The 16473-nt window shown below is 60.5% G+C and carries 11 protein-coding genes and 2 pseudogenes; 7 read left to right on the top strand and 6 right to left on the bottom strand.

Annotation, left to right across the window (positions count from 1 at the left end):
• Nucleotides 1-64: 64 nt before the first annotated feature.
• A complete protein-coding gene (locus AC07Y0_RS21100) occupies nt 65-538 on the top strand; it encodes an Hsp20/alpha crystallin family protein (RefSeq protein ID WP_498679600.1) in 474 nt (157 codons plus the stop codon).
• A 75-nt stretch (nt 539-613) separates the two neighbouring features.
• Here AC07Y0_RS21100 and AC07Y0_RS21095 read toward each other — a convergent pair whose 3' ends face one another.
• The 5 genes from AC07Y0_RS21095 to AC07Y0_RS21075 form a co-directional block, all read right to left on the bottom strand.
• Entirely contained in the window at nt 614-859 is a 246-nt protein-coding gene (locus tag AC07Y0_RS21095) for an acyl carrier protein (protein WP_498679599.1), read from the bottom strand.
• Complete coding sequence (locus AC07Y0_RS21090) at nt 856-2106, bottom strand: dihydrolipoamide acetyltransferase family protein (protein ID WP_498679598.1); 1251 nt, start codon at nt 2104-2106, stop codon at nt 856-858. The genes AC07Y0_RS21095 and AC07Y0_RS21090 overlap by 4 nt, the downstream gene beginning before the upstream one ends.
• A gap of 2 nt (nt 2107-2108) precedes the next feature.
• Nucleotides 2109-4112: a pyruvate dehydrogenase (acetyl-transferring) E1 component subunit alpha gene (gene pdhA, locus AC07Y0_RS21085; protein ID WP_498679597.1), complete on the bottom strand. Its 2004-nt coding sequence runs from the start codon at nt 4110-4112 to the stop codon at nt 2109-2111.
• Nucleotides 4109-5860, bottom strand: coding sequence for an acetate--CoA ligase (gene acsA, locus AC07Y0_RS21080; RefSeq protein ID WP_498679596.1), 1752 nt, complete (start codon nt 5858-5860; stop codon nt 4109-4111). Before acsA ends, pdhA begins: the two co-directional genes overlap by 4 nt.
• Nucleotides 5861-6065: 205 nt before the next feature.
• Entirely contained in the window at nt 6066-6866 is an 801-nt protein-coding gene (locus tag AC07Y0_RS21075) for a Crp/Fnr family transcriptional regulator (RefSeq protein ID WP_498679595.1), read from the bottom strand.
• A gap of 453 nt (nt 6867-7319) precedes the next feature.
• On the opposite strand from AC07Y0_RS21075, the pseudogene AC07Y0_RS21070 reads away from it, so the two are divergent.
• The 4 genes and pseudogenes from AC07Y0_RS21070 to AC07Y0_RS21055 all read left to right on the top strand — a co-directional run bounded on the left by AC07Y0_RS21070 (nt 7320) and on the right by AC07Y0_RS21055 (nt 12324).
• Nucleotides 7320-8512 (top strand): annotated as a pseudogene (locus tag AC07Y0_RS21070) (IS3 family transposase).
• Between the two features lie 744 nt (nt 8513-9256).
• A complete protein-coding gene (locus tag AC07Y0_RS21065) occupies nt 9257-10171 on the top strand; it encodes a CheR family methyltransferase (protein WP_498679594.1) in 915 nt (304 codons plus the stop codon).
• A gap of 62 nt (nt 10172-10233) precedes the next feature.
• Nucleotides 10234-11691, top strand: coding sequence for an oligosaccharide flippase family protein (locus tag AC07Y0_RS21060; RefSeq protein WP_498679593.1), 1458 nt, complete (start codon nt 10234-10236; stop codon nt 11689-11691).
• 231 nt (nt 11692-11922) lie between these two features.
• The gene (locus tag AC07Y0_RS21055) at nt 11923-12324 is read left to right on the top strand and encodes a transposase family protein (protein WP_498679592.1); all 402 of its coding nucleotides are present in this window, start codon (nt 11923-11925) and stop codon (nt 12322-12324) included.
• A 46-nt stretch (nt 12325-12370) separates the two neighbouring features.
• Here the strand turns inward: AC07Y0_RS21055 and AC07Y0_RS21050 are convergent, their stop codons facing one another.
• Nucleotides 12371-13927 (bottom strand): ISL3 family transposase, encoded by a 1557-nt coding sequence (locus tag AC07Y0_RS21050; RefSeq protein ID WP_498678269.1) that lies wholly within the window; start codon nt 13925-13927, stop codon nt 12371-12373.
• A 127-nt stretch (nt 13928-14054) separates the two neighbouring features.
• Between AC07Y0_RS21050 and istA the strand changes: the two are divergent.
• Together istA and istB are read left to right on the top strand one after the other, a co-directional pair.
• Nucleotides 14055-15548 (top strand): annotated as a pseudogene (gene istA / locus AC07Y0_RS21045) (IS21 family transposase); the annotation flags it as partial.
• Between the two features lie 5 nt (nt 15549-15553).
• The gene (gene istB / locus AC07Y0_RS21040; protein WP_498679591.1) at nt 15554-16288 is read left to right on the top strand and encodes an IS21-like element helper ATPase IstB; all 735 of its coding nucleotides are present in this window, start codon (nt 15554-15556) and stop codon (nt 16286-16288) included.
• The last annotated feature ends 185 nt before the right edge of the window (nt 16289-16473 follow it).

Below are 16473 nucleotides of genomic sequence, written 5' to 3'. Positions count from 1 at the left end.
CAATGTCGCGGCCCTGTTCGACTGCGAGAGTGCCTTTCCCTAGCGAGGCAATGGAGGTGTCGACATGGCGCGTGGAAGTTGGTTGCAGTCCCTGTGGGGCGACAAGGAAGACGACAAGAACCCGTTCGCGGATCTGCGCAAACGCATCGACAGTCTTTTCGAGGATTTCGACCAGGGCCTGCCGGCTTTGGCGGGAAGCTTCGCGGTACGGTCGAATGTCAGCGAGACCGACAGTGAGGTCTGCATGACGGCCGATCTTCCCGGCGTGGAGCAGAAAGACATCGACGTTTCGGTCATCGACAACCGGATCACGATCAAGGGCGAGAAGAAGTCCGAGAAAGAAGAGAAAAAGGAAGACAAGGGGCGCGAGTTCCATCGCATCGAGCGTTCCGCCGGCTCCTTCCAGAGAACGATGACCCTGCCCTTCAAGATCGATGCCGACACCGTCAAGGCAGATTTCAAGAACGGCGTGCTGACGGTCACGATCCCGAAGCCGGCGGGAGCAGTGGCGGAGACGAAGAAGATCGAGGTCAAGTAGGCCTTCTCGGCGACACGACGGCGCCTGCGCAAGCGGGATCCCGAACCGGCACGTCAAACGACGTGTCGGTGTTTTCTAGGCAACCTTCTCCACAAGATAGTCCACGATCGCCGCAAAACTGCGAAGCCTCAGATAGTCCTCTTCCGGGATCGGCAGCAAGAAGCGCTTTCCCAACGCCGTAATCAGATTGAGGAAGTCGATGGAGTCGATGTCGAACTCCTGCCTAAGGTCCCCATCCCGGTCTATCTCCGCAACATCGACATCCGGCGCTATGCGCCGAAGCGCCTCGGTCAGCACCGTCTCCAGTTCCTGCTTGGTCATAGTCCCTCCGGCTTCTGCAGAAGTTGGTCTATGTGGGAGAGAAGAAGCGCGCCCCGGTGTCCGTCGCTTACCCGGTGGTCTCCGGCCAGCGTGACATGCACGATCCTGTGCGGACCGATCAGGCCCTCCAACGCGCGAACCTCCGTGACCGGCATGCCAAACCCGACGATGGCGACCTGCGGCGGATAAATGACGCCATACAAGGTCTCGACGCCGCGATCGCCAAGGCTGGACACCGTGATCGTCGGGTCCGACAGTTCCGACGAACGGAACCGGCCGGCCCTGACCCGCCCGACAAGATCGCGCATGGCGGCCATCAGTTCCGGAACGCCAAGCGCATCCGCATCATGGATGGCGGGCGCCACGAGGCCGGTTCCGCGGATATTGATCGCCACGCCGGCATGGACGACCGTGCTCGGGCGGAAGATGCCGTCGGTGAAATGCCCGTTGAATTCCGGATATTTCCGCGTCGCCCGTGCGACCGCCTTGACGAAGAGCGCACCCAGAACCACGCGCTCCGCCGGATCGCGTCGGGCGTTGAAGTTCGACAGCCAGGCCTCCGCGGCCGTGAGATCGATCCTGTGGGCCAGGTAATAATGCGGGATTTCCCGTTTCGAACGCGCCATCGCGGCAGCAATCGCGGCGCGCATACCGGTCATCGGCTGCGCGGCGGCTTCCTCGGGCGGCGCGGCAAGGCTCGGCTGACGGCCCTCCTGTCCCTCAAGATCACGAAGCTGGATCGCCCCATGGGGGCCGCTGCCCTTGACCAGTGACAGATCCATGCCGCGATCCGCCGCATGGCGCCGGGCCGCCGGCGAGGCACGCACCCTTTCCGGCGCTGTCTCGGCAGCCGTCGGCGGCGCCGCGACGGGCAAGGGCACAGGCTCTTCCGGTCGCTGCCGGGCGCCGGCTGTAATCTCGGCCATCCGCGGCGGACCGGGGGCCTCTGCGGGCGGCCCCTCCAGGGCCGGCGGAGCCGGAGCACCTGGGGCGACAGCCGCCGCCGGCTCGTCCTGACGCCGTATCAGCGCGATCGGCGCTCCTACCGGAACCCTGGCGCCGATCTGGGCGATCGGGCCCTCGAAGATTCCTTCCTCGAAATTCTCGATCTCGATCGCCCCTTTCTGGGTCTCGACCACGGCGATGACGTCGCCCCGTCTCAGCACCGCCCCAGGTTTGACGAGCCATTCGACGAGCGTCCCGGCCTCCATGTCCGCGCCAAGCGAAGGCATACGGAATTCAGCCATGTTCACACCTTTCCCAACATCGCCATAACCGCCGAGACGATCTTGTCGGTCTGCGGTATCGCCGCGTCCTCGAGATGTTTCGCATAGGGAATCGGGACTTCCTCGCTGCAGAGCCTGGCAAGCGGCGCGTCGAGCTCGTAGAAACACTTCTCGGCAATCCGCATGCCGATTTCGGCCGATATGCTTCCCGAGCGCCATCCCTCGTCGACGATCAATGCCCGCCTTGTCTTGGTCACGGAGGCAAGGATCGTCTGCTCATCGAGCGGCCTCAGACTGCGGAGATCGACGACCTCGGCGGAGATGCCGGCGCGCTCGAGTTCAACTGCGGCGTCCAGTGTCTTGAACAGCGATCCGCCATAGGTGATGAGGGAGACGTCGCGCCCTTCCCTGCGCACCGCGGCGCTGCTGATGTCCACCGGCCCGGCGTTCACGGCCAGAGGGCCGCTTCGGTTGTAGAGCATGACATTTTCGAAGATCAGCACCGGGTCCGGGTCTTCCAGCGCCGTCCAGAGCATGCCGCGCGCATCCTCGATCGTCGCCGGCGTGAGCACGCGCAGGCCCGGTATATGCGCATACCAGCCTTCCAGACTGTGGGAATGCTGCGCCGCCAGCTGCCTGCCTGCCCCGGTCGCCATGCGGATCACGACCGGGACCCCGAACTGGCCGTTCGACATGTGCCGGAACGTCGCTGCGGTATTGAGAATCTGGTCGAGTGCCAGCATGGAGAAATTGACCGTCATCACCTCGACGATCGGACGCATTCCGGCGATCGCGGCACCGATGCCCGCGCCGGTGAACCCGGATTCCGACAATGGCGTGTCGCGGATGCGGTCGGGGCCGTATTTTTGCAGCAGGCCCTTGCTGACGGCATAGCAGCCGCCATACTGGCCGACATCCTCGCCCATCAGGAACGTACGGTCGTCGCGGTCGAGCGCCTCCTGTATCGCCATCTTGACCGCTTCGCGATAGGTCGTCTCCACCGTCTCCGCAGCAGGCTCGACCTTCGGCGGGGACGCCGGCCGTACAGGGGCCACGACATGCCGGTTCAGGCTTTCCAGCGGTTCCCAGTGTCCGGCCTCCGCGAAGGCCACGGCCTCGGCGATCTCGGCATCGGCCTTGGCGACGACCTTGTCGACATCACCGGAATGAACGATGCCGTTCTCAAGCAGCCATGTCTGGAAACGCACGATCGGCCCCTTGCGCCGCCATTCCTCCACCTCCTCCTTCGATCGATAGAGTTGCGCATCGAACATCGAGTGGGCGCGGAACCGATAGGTCTGGCACTCCAGGAAATAGGGCTCTCCGACATCCCGGATGGTTTCCAGCGCGCGCCGCGCGGCCGCTTCGACGGCGACGACATCCATCCCGTCGACGACCTCGCTGATCAGCCCGTAGCCCTCGGCCTTCCGGTGAATGTCAATCACCGCCTCCGAGCGTTCCAGCGCGGTGCCCATGGCGTAACGGTTGTTTTCGCACACGAACAGCACCGGCAGATGCCAGAGCGAGGCAAGATTGAGGCTCTCGTGAAACTCTCCCTCGGCAACCGCGCCCTCTCCGAAAAAACAGGCGGTCACATGATCCTCGTCGCGCATCTTGTCGGCAAGCGCCAGGCCGGCGGCGAGCGGCAGGCCACCGCCGACGATTGCGTTGCCACCGTAGAAATTGGCGGCGGCGGAAAAGAGATGCATGGAGCCGCCCCGCCCGCCCGAGCAACCCTCCATCTTGCCATACATCTCCGCCATGACCGTCTTCATCGGCAGGCCCCGCACCAGCGCGTGACCGTGTTCGCGATAGGTCGCGACGACACGATCCTCGCTTTGCAGGAGAGGAATGATGCCGGCGGCGATCGCCTCTTCGCCATCGTAGAGATGCAGAAAGCCGCGGATCTTCTGCTCGGTGTAAAGCTCGGCGCACTTGTCCTCGAATCGGCGGATGCGGATCATCTGGGCCAGCAGGTCGAGCACGTGCTCTCGCGTCAGATGCGGTTTTTGGGAGCGGTCGGTCATCTTTCGTCACTTTCAAGTGTTGAGATGTCGCCCTCGGGCAGGCCCAGCTCCCGTGCCTTGAGCAGGCGCCGCATGATCTTGCCGGAGCGGGTCTTGGGCAGATTGTTCCTGAAGGCGACCTCCTTCGGCGCGACGGCGGGACCGAGCCGCTTTCGCGCATGGCCGAGCAGGTCGAGCATCAGTTCATCGCTACCCTCGTAACCCGGCTTGAGAGCGACGAAGGCCTTGACCACCTCGCCGATCGTTTCGTCCGGTATGCCGATGACGGCCGCCTCGGCGACGGCCGGATGCTCCATCAGGGCGCTTTCGACCTCGAATGGGCCGATCAGGTGGCCCGCGCTCTTGATGACGTCGTCATCGCGACCGACAAACCAGAAATATCCGTCCGCGTCCCGCATCGCCAGGTCGCCGCTCAGGTACCAGTCACCGACGAAACACTTGCGGTAGCGCTCCTCCTCATGCAGATAGGCCCGCATCATCGACGGCCAGCCGGGCTTCAGGGCCAGTTGCCCGATCGTCATCGGCCTTGAGATTTCCCGCACCATGCCGTCATGCTTTTCGACGATCCCGGCGGTGATGCCGGGAAGCGGCTTGCCCATCGAACCCGGCTTGACGTCCATCGAGGCGTAGTTGGCGATCATGATGCCGCCCGTCTCCGTCTGCCACCAATTGTCGTGAAACGGCATGCCGAATGTCCTGTCGCCCCAGGCCACGGCTTCGGGATTGAGCGGCTCTCCGACGCTCGCCATGAATCGCAATCGGGAGAGATCGTGATCCTTCGCGAGCTCCGGGCCGGCCTTCATCAGCATGCGGATGGCGGTCGGTGCCGTGTACCAGACGTTCACCTTCTCGCTCTCAAGGATGCCGTACCAGCGACCGGCGTCGAATTCGGCCTCGTCCACGATCATCGTGACGCCATTGGTGAGCGGCGAAATGATGCCGTAGGACGTGCCGGTCACCCAACCAGGATCGGCCGTGCACCAGAAGACGTCATCGGGGTGGAGGTCGAGGGCAAGCTGACCGGTCAGATGGTGGGCCACGACCGCCCGATGCACGTGAACGGCGCCTTTGGGGCGACCGGTCGTGCCGGAGGTGAAGTGCAGCAGCGCCATATCTTCCGGATCGGTCGCCGCGATCGAAAACCGCGGTCCCGCTTCGGCCATCAGCTTGGAGAGATCATGCGTGTCCGTGTCCGCTTCCGCCTCGTCGCCATCGATCAGGAGCACCGCGCCGAGGCCTGCGAGCTCCTTGCGCCAAGGAGCGACCTTCTTCCTGTAGAGTGAATGTGAGGTGACCAGGACGCGCGCGCCGCCGATCTCCATGCGGGCCTTCACCGGTTCCGGCCCGAAGGCCGAAAACATCGGGCAGAAAACCGCGCCGTATTTCAGCGTTCCGAGTGCTGCGACGTAGAGTTCAGGAACACGACCGAGCAGGGAGTAAACCCTGTCCCCCCTTGCAATGCCAAGCCCCTTCAAGACATTGGCGAAACGGTTGGTCTCACGCAGCAACTCAGCATAGCTGAAATCCAGCCGCGGTCCGTCTTTCGAAATCCACCGGATGGCGATCCTGTCGCCTCGGCCTTGAATGACGTGCCTGTCGATGGCCTCGAACGCGATGTTCAACTTGCCGCCGGGAAGCCCGTCGAGAAGACGTTCCGCGTCCTCCCAGTGAAAGCCCGCGTAGAATTGATCATAGTCAACCAGATTGGCCTGCCGCCTAGTAGCGTCGCTCTTGCGGATAGTGTCCATCACGCCCTCCCACGCAGCTTGCGTTGGGGATCCTGCTCCCTCCCCTTTTGTGGATTAGTGCCAACCTCTTTCGCATTGATGGCCGTCAACACCTGAACCTTCCTGATCCGGTTTGGCGGATCCAATACTCAGGTCCTCTGGCGCGTTCGTGGCGAGCGCCTTTCAGAAACTCCGGACGTCTTAGGCGCAGCCCATCGGCGCGGATTCAACCGAGCCTGGGCAGCGGCCCGATCTTTGCCCTCAACCCGAGCGGCGGATCGGAATCGAACCCGCTCGCCAATATCGGCTTCGCCATGCCGCCCCAATGCTGCTTCGAAAGCGACTGAAGCCGACCAAGATTGCAGATCTCGAAATGGGAATTGTCCAGAACTCTGATGATCCTCTGACGTGCCAGCGTCTGAACATGCCTGCTGATGGTTTCAACGGTTGTGCCGAGGTAGCCGGCGATGTCACGGCGCCCGATCGGAAATTCAATGAAGCGGTCGTGCGTGGGCACGCCGGCCATACGCATCCTCTCACGGATATGCAGCATGAAGCTGACGACGCGTTCGAACGTATTCTGGCAGCCGAGAACCATCATCCATTCCCGGCTCAGTTCCAGATCCCGCAACACACCCATCATGACCATGTGCTCCAGCTCATGGTTCCTGGCCAAAAGGGCCTCGAAGGCCTTCTGGGGAAACACGCAGGCCGTGACATCGGTCGCGGCCTCATACACGAACGCACTGCCATTGCGGAAGAAATGGCCGAAATATTCGCCCGGCAAAGCCAAGCCCACGACCTGCTGCCGTCCGTCGTCGAGGGCTTGCGTAATGCGCACCACGCCGGACACCACCCGGCCGACGACGCTTGGTTCGTCAGCCTCGGCAATGATGGTGATGCCGCTGTCATAACGCCTGAGGTGGCCGATCCTGTTCAATTCCTGTCGCGCGTTTCCTGGCCGGACGACCGTGGCATGACTTTGGAAATTCTGAGGCTGATGAACAGTCGCATCCGTGTCGATCATGCTATTCGGCATACTCTCCTCCTCGCAGAAGTGTCCAAATGCAATCAACAGTGCTTTTACAGACTACTCTTAACACCATGCGTCGAGATTGACCCACATCAATCTTGCGGATTCGATCCAGCGCGACTGTGGGCGGTTGTAGGGGATGGATCGGTGAGGTCATTCCAATTCTACAATGCCCCCCGCTGGTCGCTGGTTTCCGCCCATCGCACGCCAATACAATGAAGCCGCGATAGCTAAGGTCGCTCCACCGATTGCGACTGAATCCCCTGACGATATTCGGTCGAGGGCGACCACGGCCGGCAGGTCGCAACTACCGCTCCGAGCTGAAAGCGGAGTCGATTTCCGAGACGACGACGACGACTGTGCTTAGCGACCGGTGTCGCTTGGTGGCCTGCTGCCGGTTTCATGGACATCGAGTTAAGGTGTTCCTCCTGAAGCCGGAGAGTATGAATGCAAAGACGAATATTCAGCCGCGAGTATAAGCTTGAAGCGGTGAAGCTGGTCAGGGAACGTGGGGTCACTGTTGCCCAAGCTGCCCGTGACCTTGATGTCCACGAGAATGTGTTGCGCAAATGGGTTCGGGAGTACGGTGACGATCCCAGCCAGTCCTTTCCTGGAAAAGGCCAGATGAAGCCGGAGCAGCTTGAGATCGAGCGGCTCCGTCGTGAAGTCGCCAAGCTGAAGGCGGAGCGCGATATCCTAAATTGAAGCCGGAAGAGCAATCGATCCAGTGAATCGATTGCCCGGCGGAACGCCGCAGCCCACTTTGCCAGGGACGCGATATGAAGTTCGCGTTCGTTGCAAAGCACCGTTCGATCTGGCCGGTGGCATGGCTCTGCGAAGCGCTGGGGGTTTCTCGTTCAGGTTTCCATGCCTGGCTCAATCGTTCTCCGAGCGAACGCGCCCGCTATGATGAGGTTCTGCTGGACAAGATCACGCAGAGCTTCAAATCCAGCGACCGCACTTATGGTGCTCGCCGCGTATGGCACGACGTGTTGGAAGAAGGGTTATCCTGTGGCCTCCATCGTATTGAGCGGCTGATGCGTTTGAATGCGCTCAGGGCCAGGCCAAGACGACGTGGCTTGCCAAAGGATGCCGGTGACCGCGCCGTTATCATGCCGAACGTGCTGGACCGTCAGTTCAGGGCAGAGCGGCCGAACCAGAAATGGGTGGCCGACTTCACTTATATCTGGACCGCAGAAGGCTGGCTGTATGTCGCGGCCGTCATTGACCTGTTCTCACGCCGTGTCGTCGGCTGGTCGATGAATGCCAACATGACGGCCCAGCTCGTCACAGATGCGCTGATCATGGCGATCTGGCGTCGGGGAAAACCAGATGCGCTCCTGCATCATTCCGATCAGGGAAGCCAATACACGAGCGAGCAGCTCCAGCGCCTCATGGGCGACCACGGAATCACTTGCTCGATGAGCCGCTCCGGAAATGTCTGGGACAACGCCGCGATGGAGAGCTTCTTCTCATCCCTGAAAACGGAGAGAACAGCACGGAAGGTCTATCGCACGAGGAACGACGCCAGAGCGGATGTGTTCGATTACATCGAGCGCTTCTACAATCCGAAGCGCAGCCACTCGACACTGGGCTATCTCAGCCCCAATGAATTTGAAACCAAGGTGGGATTAGCTTAACTCGTGTCCGATAAACCGGCAGCAGGCCACGCCGCAGTATTTTCCGCAAGGCGAGCGCCTCCAGGGGTATGTGGTTTAGGACCATCTAGTCAAAAAGGCTGAACCATGTTGACCGGCGAACTCCATTGTCGCATTCGCAGGCATCACTTAAAAAAATCGGATGGACAAGCTAAGGCTCCAGAACCTGCCGGACCTGTTGCGAGGCGCGCTCGTCGTCGTGCTCGTGCTTGTTGTCGCCTTTGTCATGGAGGCAAGTCACGCTTCCACGCTTTCGATAGATTTTGACGAACAGGCCACGGTTCTCGCAACGGTAGACCAAGCCACACTGTCTGATGATTGTCTCAGCGACGTGGGGCACGGGAAAGAAACAAAGAGCAGCGGCAAGTGTTGTTCTGTCGCTTGCCCGTTCCTTGCAACGCTGCCGTGTCCGCCCGCCGTCAACTCCCCTGCGAGATCCTCTAAGCCGGTTGATTGCGGAAGGGGCCGACTGTTGGCCACAATCCTCCCAGTTTTGCAGCGCCCCCCGATAAGTTGACTCGGGCATCCCCGCAACACGTGTGTCGCCGACGCGGCGACCCATGCGGCTGCTCGTGTCAATGAAGCCACTGCTCTCGTCGCAGAACGCTTTGGCGTGCTCACGATGAGCCTGTGACGCGAGCTCTTCCTTGAAAATCGAGTTGTTATCGCTTTGTGCTGCCGGAGCCTGACACCGGGGACGAGCGATCCGCCAGTTGGAGAGCCGAAATGGAATATCAAGTTGCCAACATTCCCCAGATCATTAGACGCACTCCCCGAAAGATTTTTCGACGCATTTGGGATGCTCTGCCAGAGACAGTCCTGCGCACGGAGTTGATGAGGCAGTCCGGGAGATTCATCTATCGGCATTTCACCCGTGACACAGTCCGGGTTCAGAGCCACTACACATGGTTCATGCGAAACCCGCCACTCCTGAAAGCGCTTTCGGTTCTGGTGAACGACCTAAAGCCGAGAAATCATCTCAAAGTCGCTTCCATTGGATGTAGTACGGGCGCGGAGCTCTACTCCTTGCTTTACATCCTCAGGCGCGATCACCCCGACTTGGTGATAACCGGCGCAGGCATCGATCTTTCGGCTGCTGTGGTCCATGCAGCCCAGGCCGGGATCTACCGCCCAGATCAATTCGCAGCAGCCAACGCCCTCTTTGCGGAGGGACGACCAGAGGTGATGTCTGCGGACATCAGCTCGTTGGCGGAAATCCTCGAACAAAACGGGGACGGAACTCTGTCCGTCCACGATTGGCTCAAGGAGGGGACCAGATGGCTGACGGGTGATGCAACCGATCCCAACCTGATGACGATACTGCCACAACAAGACATCGTACTCGTAAACAATGTTATCGGGCCGATGGAAGATGCCGCAGCCGAAGCGTGCTTGCTGAATGTCATGAAGCTTGTATCGCCAGGGGGGTACCTTGTCGTGGATGGCATTGATCTCGATCTCAAGACGCGCATTATGATGGGATCCGATTTCATCCCGGCGCGAATTTCCCAAGAAAGCATCTGGAATGCCGACACCTCGAAGATAGGTTGGCCGTGGATACGGTGGGGACGAGAGCCATGGGACAACAGAGTGCCCAACAGTCGCTGGCGCTATTCTTGCGTGTTCGAGCGGCTGAGGTGACTGATGGCTGTTGCCCGCCCGTTTTGGCGGGCACTCGCTCGGTTCGAATCTAGAGATCAAAAATGAAACAGCAGACGGTCGGAAAAAGCCCGGATGGGCGTAGTGCAGCGATAAGCGCTGTGGTCTGGGTAGTCGCCTCAAGGCTTTTCAGCCAGGTAAGCCAAGTCGCCATCTTCTTCATTGCAATGCGCATGCTTCTCCCTGCGGAGTTTGGCCTCTATGCTGTGATCTCCTCCATCGGTATTCTTGGCGCGGTCATAGCCGAAGGAGGTTGGGCCGAATTTTTGATGAAGGCCCGGCAGCGCCGTGATGAGTTTGACCAGGTAGCAACCATTGCGTTCTTGTCGGGCGCCTTCGTCTCGCTGGGGGGGCTCACCGTATCGCTATTCCTCTCGCGAATTCTAGATTTGCCGGAAGCGGGTGCTCTTCTCGCACTATTCAGTTGCTGGACGATGCTATCGGTCGCATCTTCTGTTTTTGAGGGTGCACTTGTTGCCGAGGGGCAGTTCCGCAAGCAGGCTTGGATACGAATTGGTGCGGAACTTGCGGGCCTTATCGCTGCAATTTTAGGTCTTATGCAAGGACTCGGCTCCGTGGCGCTCGTCTATGGCCGGATTATCACCCAGTTCGTGACACTGGTGGCATCTGTATTGGTTTTTGGCAGGTTCCCTCGACTGGCCTTTAGCCGAGAAATGACTATGGCATTGTTGGCCTTTTCCAAACACGTTGTCGCCAATCGTTTTGTTGTGTTTCTGGGATCCTATTCCGGCACGCTTGCGCTCGGCGCCTCGGTCGGGGTGGTCGAGGCCGGCTACTACCGTGCCGCCGAGCGGCTTGTATCGGCGGTCTCAGAATTTCTGGGTGAGCCGACGAAAACGCTGTCATGGCGCTATTTTCGGCAGGCGCAGCAGAATCAGGACGCCGGTATTCCACAAGCCGTCACGAAAATGTCTGTCCGGTTTCTGACAGGTCTGCTTCTTGCCGGGGCACCGGCCTATCTCGGCTTGGCACTTGTGGCACCGTCGGCTGTCGAGATCCTTCTCGGTGTTGCATGGCTACCTGCCGTACCGATCGTCGCAATCCTCTGCCTCCGGCAATTCCTGCTCTTGCCAGGGTACATTACCGAGCCGCTCGTGACAGTCACCGGGCACTTCCGCAGGCGACTTCCCGTAACCCTCCTCAACGTAGCCGTGGCGGTCTTCGTGGTCGTCATATTTGCCCCTTACGGCGTGACTGCCCTTGCGATCGCCCAGTGTGGTGCGGCTGCGTTCGCGATATCGATGTCGATCAGGCTGCAGATTGTTTATGGCAGGGCAGATTGGCCAACCGTTGGCAAGAATTTCACAACCTTCGGCTTGGTGCCAGCTGTGGCACTGTCGATTGTGGTAACACTTGTTCCGATCTGGGCGATCGGACTTCGGGAAATCGAAGTCCTGGGCCTGCAGGTAGTGGCGGGCGCCATCGTTTTCGTAACCCTGTCTTTTCTTGCGTTTCACCTTGCGAGACGACCGTCCGCGTAGTGGGCAACGCTTGTTTCAGTTTCTGCAAACGACGCCGGACCGATCCTCTAGAAATACAGCCGGTGGAGGGCGTTTCGCTGCTGCTGCCCTGATCCAGATACAGCACGGTTTGGGGAATAACCCGCACCAGATCGAGGCTGACCAGCATGGCCCGCCGCGGCAGTTCTCTGAGCCCAAACCTTGGACGCCGGGAAATTACCGCGGAAACTCCAATTGTGAACGGTCCAGTTTTTGGGGATCGGAGCAGCCGGCGAAGCGATCATCGTCTCCGCCTATAGTCGATCCCAAGATTGCAGATGCCCTGACTGTGGAGCCGCCTCCCGTCGTGTGCATAGTCGCTATCCTCGGATGATTGCCGATCTGCCGTGCGCGGGCCGGAGGATCGAATTGCACCTGACCGTCCGACGCTTTGTTTGTAGTGCTGCTCACTACCGCCGAAAGATTTTCGCCGAGCGCTTCGGTGACGGTGTAATCCGTCCAATGGCTCGCCGAACAGCCCGTCTGGACTGCCTCTTTCGGCATCTTGCTCTTGCGCTGGGTGGTCGCTCGGCGGCGCGCTTTGCCGACCGTCTAGGATTGTCTGTGAGCAATGATGTGTTTCGGCGTGGAATATTGACCCCTCTGGCGGGGTGACCGGCGTCCAATTTTGGCTCTGACGCACTTTTGCTGGCGTCGGAGCTTACGCTGCACCGATCAATCGGGCCTGCAGCAGATCAAGTTTGGCTCGCCCATACATTTGGCGTTTGATAAGCTTCAATCGTGTGACCTGACCTTCCGTCTGTCCGTTCGACCAAGGTGAGAGAATTGCGTTTCGCACGGCGTCGAGATCTTTCGCAACGCCACCGGCAAACGATCCGACCAGGCTGTTCTTGGCAGCTTCAACCCATTCATCCAGCTTTCGCGCTGTTTTCGAACGGATCATGGATTGGAACTCGCCGATGGCCGCACGGGCGACTATCAGTTCCGGAACGTTCACTTCGATAGCCGCAACCAGGATCGCTTCAGGTTTCGCCAAGTCATCGCGCGCGGTTGTCATCAACCGGGCAATGACCCGGGCCGATGGCGTTCGCGCAAGCCCGCTCTGGTTGGCTTTCTCCGCAAGACGGCGCCGCTGAGCCCATTGGGAGACGACACCGCTCTGTCCCGGAAAGCCTTTCGCTTTCATCTCCCGCCAGAGCGCCAAGGCGTTCCGCACGCCTTCGTCCCAGCGGCCGTTGAGCCACGGCAGCCAGCTATCCAATGAGCTGGGCCGTGTCCGGAAGACATCGAGGCGCTGGCCCCTCAGAACGTCGCGGACAATCTTCCGACTATGGCCGGTTTGCCGGACTATTTGTCGAATTGAAGTTCCCTTCTTCGACATCTCCCGGATCGCCTCGTTTGTTTCCTGGCGGCGCAGATATCCCTCGTACTGCAGTTTTTCAGCGTAGGTTAAAAGCTTCGGGTCAACGACATTGCTGCCGACCGCCTGCCTGATCTGGCGCATCGACTTGCCGACTGCATCGAGGAAGGCCCGGCTGGAATTCTCCATCAGGTGCCAGCGATCGGCGACCTGCTCGGCATTGGGCAAGGCCTTCGCTATGGCCTCACCATAGCCACCGCCTCGATCGCGAGCGACGATCGATATCGACGGATGCTCGGCAAGCCATCTCCGAGACGTATCCAGCGCACGATCCGGCAACAGGGTGACAGGCCTCCGCCGCTCTAGATCACAAACGATCGTTCCATAGGTCTGGCCGCGCCTGAAGGCAAAGTCATCAATGCCTATGACGGTGAGTTCATCGTTCTGGTCAGCAATGCGGCGGCGAACCACCCGCAGCAGCGTGTCGTTGCTCACCGGAACCATCAAACGATTGGCAAAGCCGGCAGCAGGTCTTCCGCCCAGCGCCAAGCCGAGGTGGTGAACAATTGTCTCTAGCCGCTGGGTGCGCCGGCCATACCGAGCCAAGACGCCGCTATCAAACTGCTCGCAGAAGATGCGCCGTCCGCAAAGAACTGCATCGCACCAGAACCGACGCGCCACGATCGTCAATTCTACTCGCCGGCCGCAGAGGGGAAGATCAGCTGGCCGTCGCAGATATCTGCTTTGCACCCTCCGGCTTGGTCGTCCGCAGTCCGGACAAGACCCTGAGGGATAGCGTGATCGGAGCCGAACTTGAACGCATTCCCCAACAACCATCACTTCGTCTACTGCAAAGCCAGGCGGCGCGAGGCTCGTGCGCTGGAACCGATGTCGCATTGCTGATCCTCCGGTGAATCAGCGAAAGCGTCGCCCCAAACAGCAGCAAATGTGAGTCAGAGCCCAATTTTGACCCCTCTCAGGATTCGTCTGACCATCCGTCTTTTGACGGCGGATGGAGAGGGAGTTGAAGCGAGTGGATACGATTGCGCGTGTTCGCCGGGCCTTCCATGTGCAGGGTTGGTCGGTGAAGAAGATCGTCCGGGAACTGCATGTGTCGCGCAACACGGTCCGCAAGATATTGCGTTCCGATGAGACCGATTTCTCCTACGAGCGCGAACGGCAGCCACTGCCGAAGACAGGAGCCTGGAAGGCCGAGATCGAGCGGTTTCTTGCGACGAACGAGAGCAAGCCATCGCGCGAACGGCTGACGCTGATCCGGATTTATGAGGAACTGCGGGCGCTCGGTTATGACGGCAGCTACGATGCGATCCGCCGTTACGCCAAGACCTGGGCGAAGAACCGGGGAGCAGCGACGGCGGAAGCCTATGTGCCGCTCTACTATGCTCCGGGCGAAGCCTACCAGTTCGACTGGAGCCATGAGATCGTGCTGATCAACGGCGTGACGACAACCGTGAAGGTCGCCCATGTTCGGCTCTGCCACAGCCGGATGATGTTTGCGCGAGCCTATATGCGCGAGAGCCAGGAGATGGTGTTCGACGCGCACGACAAGGCCTTCGCTTTCTTCCGTGGCACCTGCACGCGTGGCATCTACGACAATATGAAGACGGCGGTGGAGGCAGTCTTCGTCGGCAAGGAGCGCCTATACAACCGCCGTTTCCTGCAGATGTGCAGCCACTACCTCGTTCATCCCGTCGCCTGCACACCCGCCTCCGGCTGGGAGAAGGGCCAGGTCGAGAACCAGGTGGGTCTCGTGCGCGAGCGCTTCTTCACGCCGCGTCTCAGGGTCAAGAGCCTGGAGGAATTGAACGTCTGGCTCATCGACAAATGCGTTGCCTATGCCAAGGCCCACAGCCATCCGGAGCAGACCGACCAGACGATCTGGCTGATGTTCGAAGCCGAACGCGGCAGCCTCGTGCACTATGTCGGTCCGTTCGATGGCTTCCATTGCGTGCCGGCTTCGGTGTCGAAGACCTGCACGGTCCGCTTCGACAACAACAAATACTCGGTCCTGTCGACCGCCGTCGGCCGCCCTGTCGAAGTCCACGCCTATGCAGACCGGATCGTCGTCAAGCAGGATGGTGCCGTGGTCGCCGAGCACCGGCGTAGCTTCGGCTGGGGCGATACCGTCTATGACCCCTGGCACTATGTTCCGGTCCTGGCGCGCAAACCCGGCGCTCTTCGCAATGGCGCACCGTTCCGGGAATGGGTGCTGCCCGCTGCCATGGAGAAGGTCCGCAAGCGACTGAAGAGTGCCGATGACGGCGATCGGCAGATGGTGACCATCCTCGGATGTGTTCTCGGCGACGGTCTTGCCGCTGTCGAGGCCGCCTGCCAGGAGGCGCTCGATCACGGCGTCTGCTCGGCTTCGGTGATCATCAACATCCTGGCGCGGCGTCGCGATCCGGCTCCGACCGCAATCCTGCAAACACCGGATGCGCTGAAGTTGACCCATGAACCGGTTGCCGACTGCGCACGCTATGACAGCCTCAGGAGGGCAAGCTGATGGAACGCACGCAGGTTCTGGAATTGATGAGCACCTTGAAGCTCTATGGCATGCGCAGCGCCTACGACGAGGTCATGGGCAACGGCATCAAACGGCAGCACGAGCCGCCGCGCATCGTCGGCGATCTGCTGCAGTCCGAGATCGCCGAGAAGCAGGCACGCTCGATCCGATACCAGCTCAGCATCGCCAAACTGCCGCTCGCCAAGGACATCGACGACTTCGACTTCGCCAACACGCCCGTCAACGAGACCCTGGTCCGGGAACTCGCCAATGGCACCTTCGTCGCCAATCAGCACAATGTCGTCCTCGTCGGCGGCACCGGAACGGGAAAGAGCCACCTGGCCATCGCCATCGCTAGGGCACTTATCCGCAACGGAACACGCGGTCGGTTCTTCAACGTCGTCGATCTCGTCAATCGGCTGGAAGTAGAGGCACGGAGCGGCAAGCAGGGACGAACGGCCGACTATCTCACCCGCCTCGACTTCGTCATCCTCGATGAGCTCGGCTATCTCCCGTTCGCCCAGGCCGGTGGACAGCTGTTGTTCCACCTGATCAGCAGGCTCTACGAACGCACCTCGATCATCGTGACCACAAACCTGGCATTCGGCGAATGGCCTTCCGTCTTCGGCGACGCCAAGATGACGACCGCGCTGTTGGACCGGCTCACCCATCACTGTGAGATCATCGAAACCGGCAACGAGTCCTGGCGCTTCAAAAACCGCTCTCAAAGCTAAAGCCGATAACCCCAACCATCCGCACTTGGCCCGCCCTCTGCAACCCCGGCCAGCGCCGGGCAGGCCAAGCACTCGCCGACTACAAGGGGGTCAACATTGGACTCAGATAGGGGGTCAGTTTTGTGCGCCGGTTGACACAATGATACGCTGCTGCGAACTGTTCGCCGATACGATCGCCCGCCGCC

The sequence above is a fragment of the Allorhizobium sp. GW101-3B10 genome (assembly GCF_059424725.1).
The sequence above is the reverse complement of the archived record's forward strand: the minus strand, read 5'-3'. Positions and strand labels throughout refer to the sequence as shown.

Coding starts and splice junctions, on each gene's coding strand:
- acsA (WP_498679596.1), bottom strand. CDS start 5,860: ATGGACACTATCCGCAAGAGCGACGCTACTAGGCGGCAGGCCAATCTG.
- AC07Y0_RS21050 (WP_498678269.1), bottom strand. CDS start 13,927: ATGCGACATCGGTTCCAGCGCACGAGCCTCGCGCCGCCTGGCTTTGCA.
- AC07Y0_RS21065 (WP_498679594.1), top strand. CDS start 9,257: ATGGAATATCAAGTTGCCAACATTCCCCAGATCATTAGACGCACTCCC.
- istB (WP_498679591.1), top strand. CDS start 15,554: ATGGAACGCACGCAGGTTCTGGAATTGATGAGCACCTTGAAGCTCTAT.
- AC07Y0_RS21075 (WP_498679595.1), bottom strand. CDS start 6,866: ATGATCGACACGGATGCGACTGTTCATCAGCCTCAGAATTTCCAAAGT.
- AC07Y0_RS21100 (WP_498679600.1), top strand. CDS start 65: ATGGCGCGTGGAAGTTGGTTGCAGTCCCTGTGGGGCGACAAGGAAGAC.
- pdhA (WP_498679597.1), bottom strand. CDS start 4,112: ATGACCGACCGCTCCCAAAAACCGCATCTGACGCGAGAGCACGTGCTC.
- AC07Y0_RS21060 (WP_498679593.1), top strand. CDS start 10,234: ATGAAACAGCAGACGGTCGGAAAAAGCCCGGATGGGCGTAGTGCAGCG.
- AC07Y0_RS21095 (WP_498679599.1), bottom strand. CDS start 859: ATGACCAAGCAGGAACTGGAGACGGTGCTGACCGAGGCGCTTCGGCGC.
- AC07Y0_RS21090 (WP_498679598.1), bottom strand. CDS start 2,106: ATGGCTGAATTCCGTATGCCTTCGCTTGGCGCGGACATGGAGGCCGGG.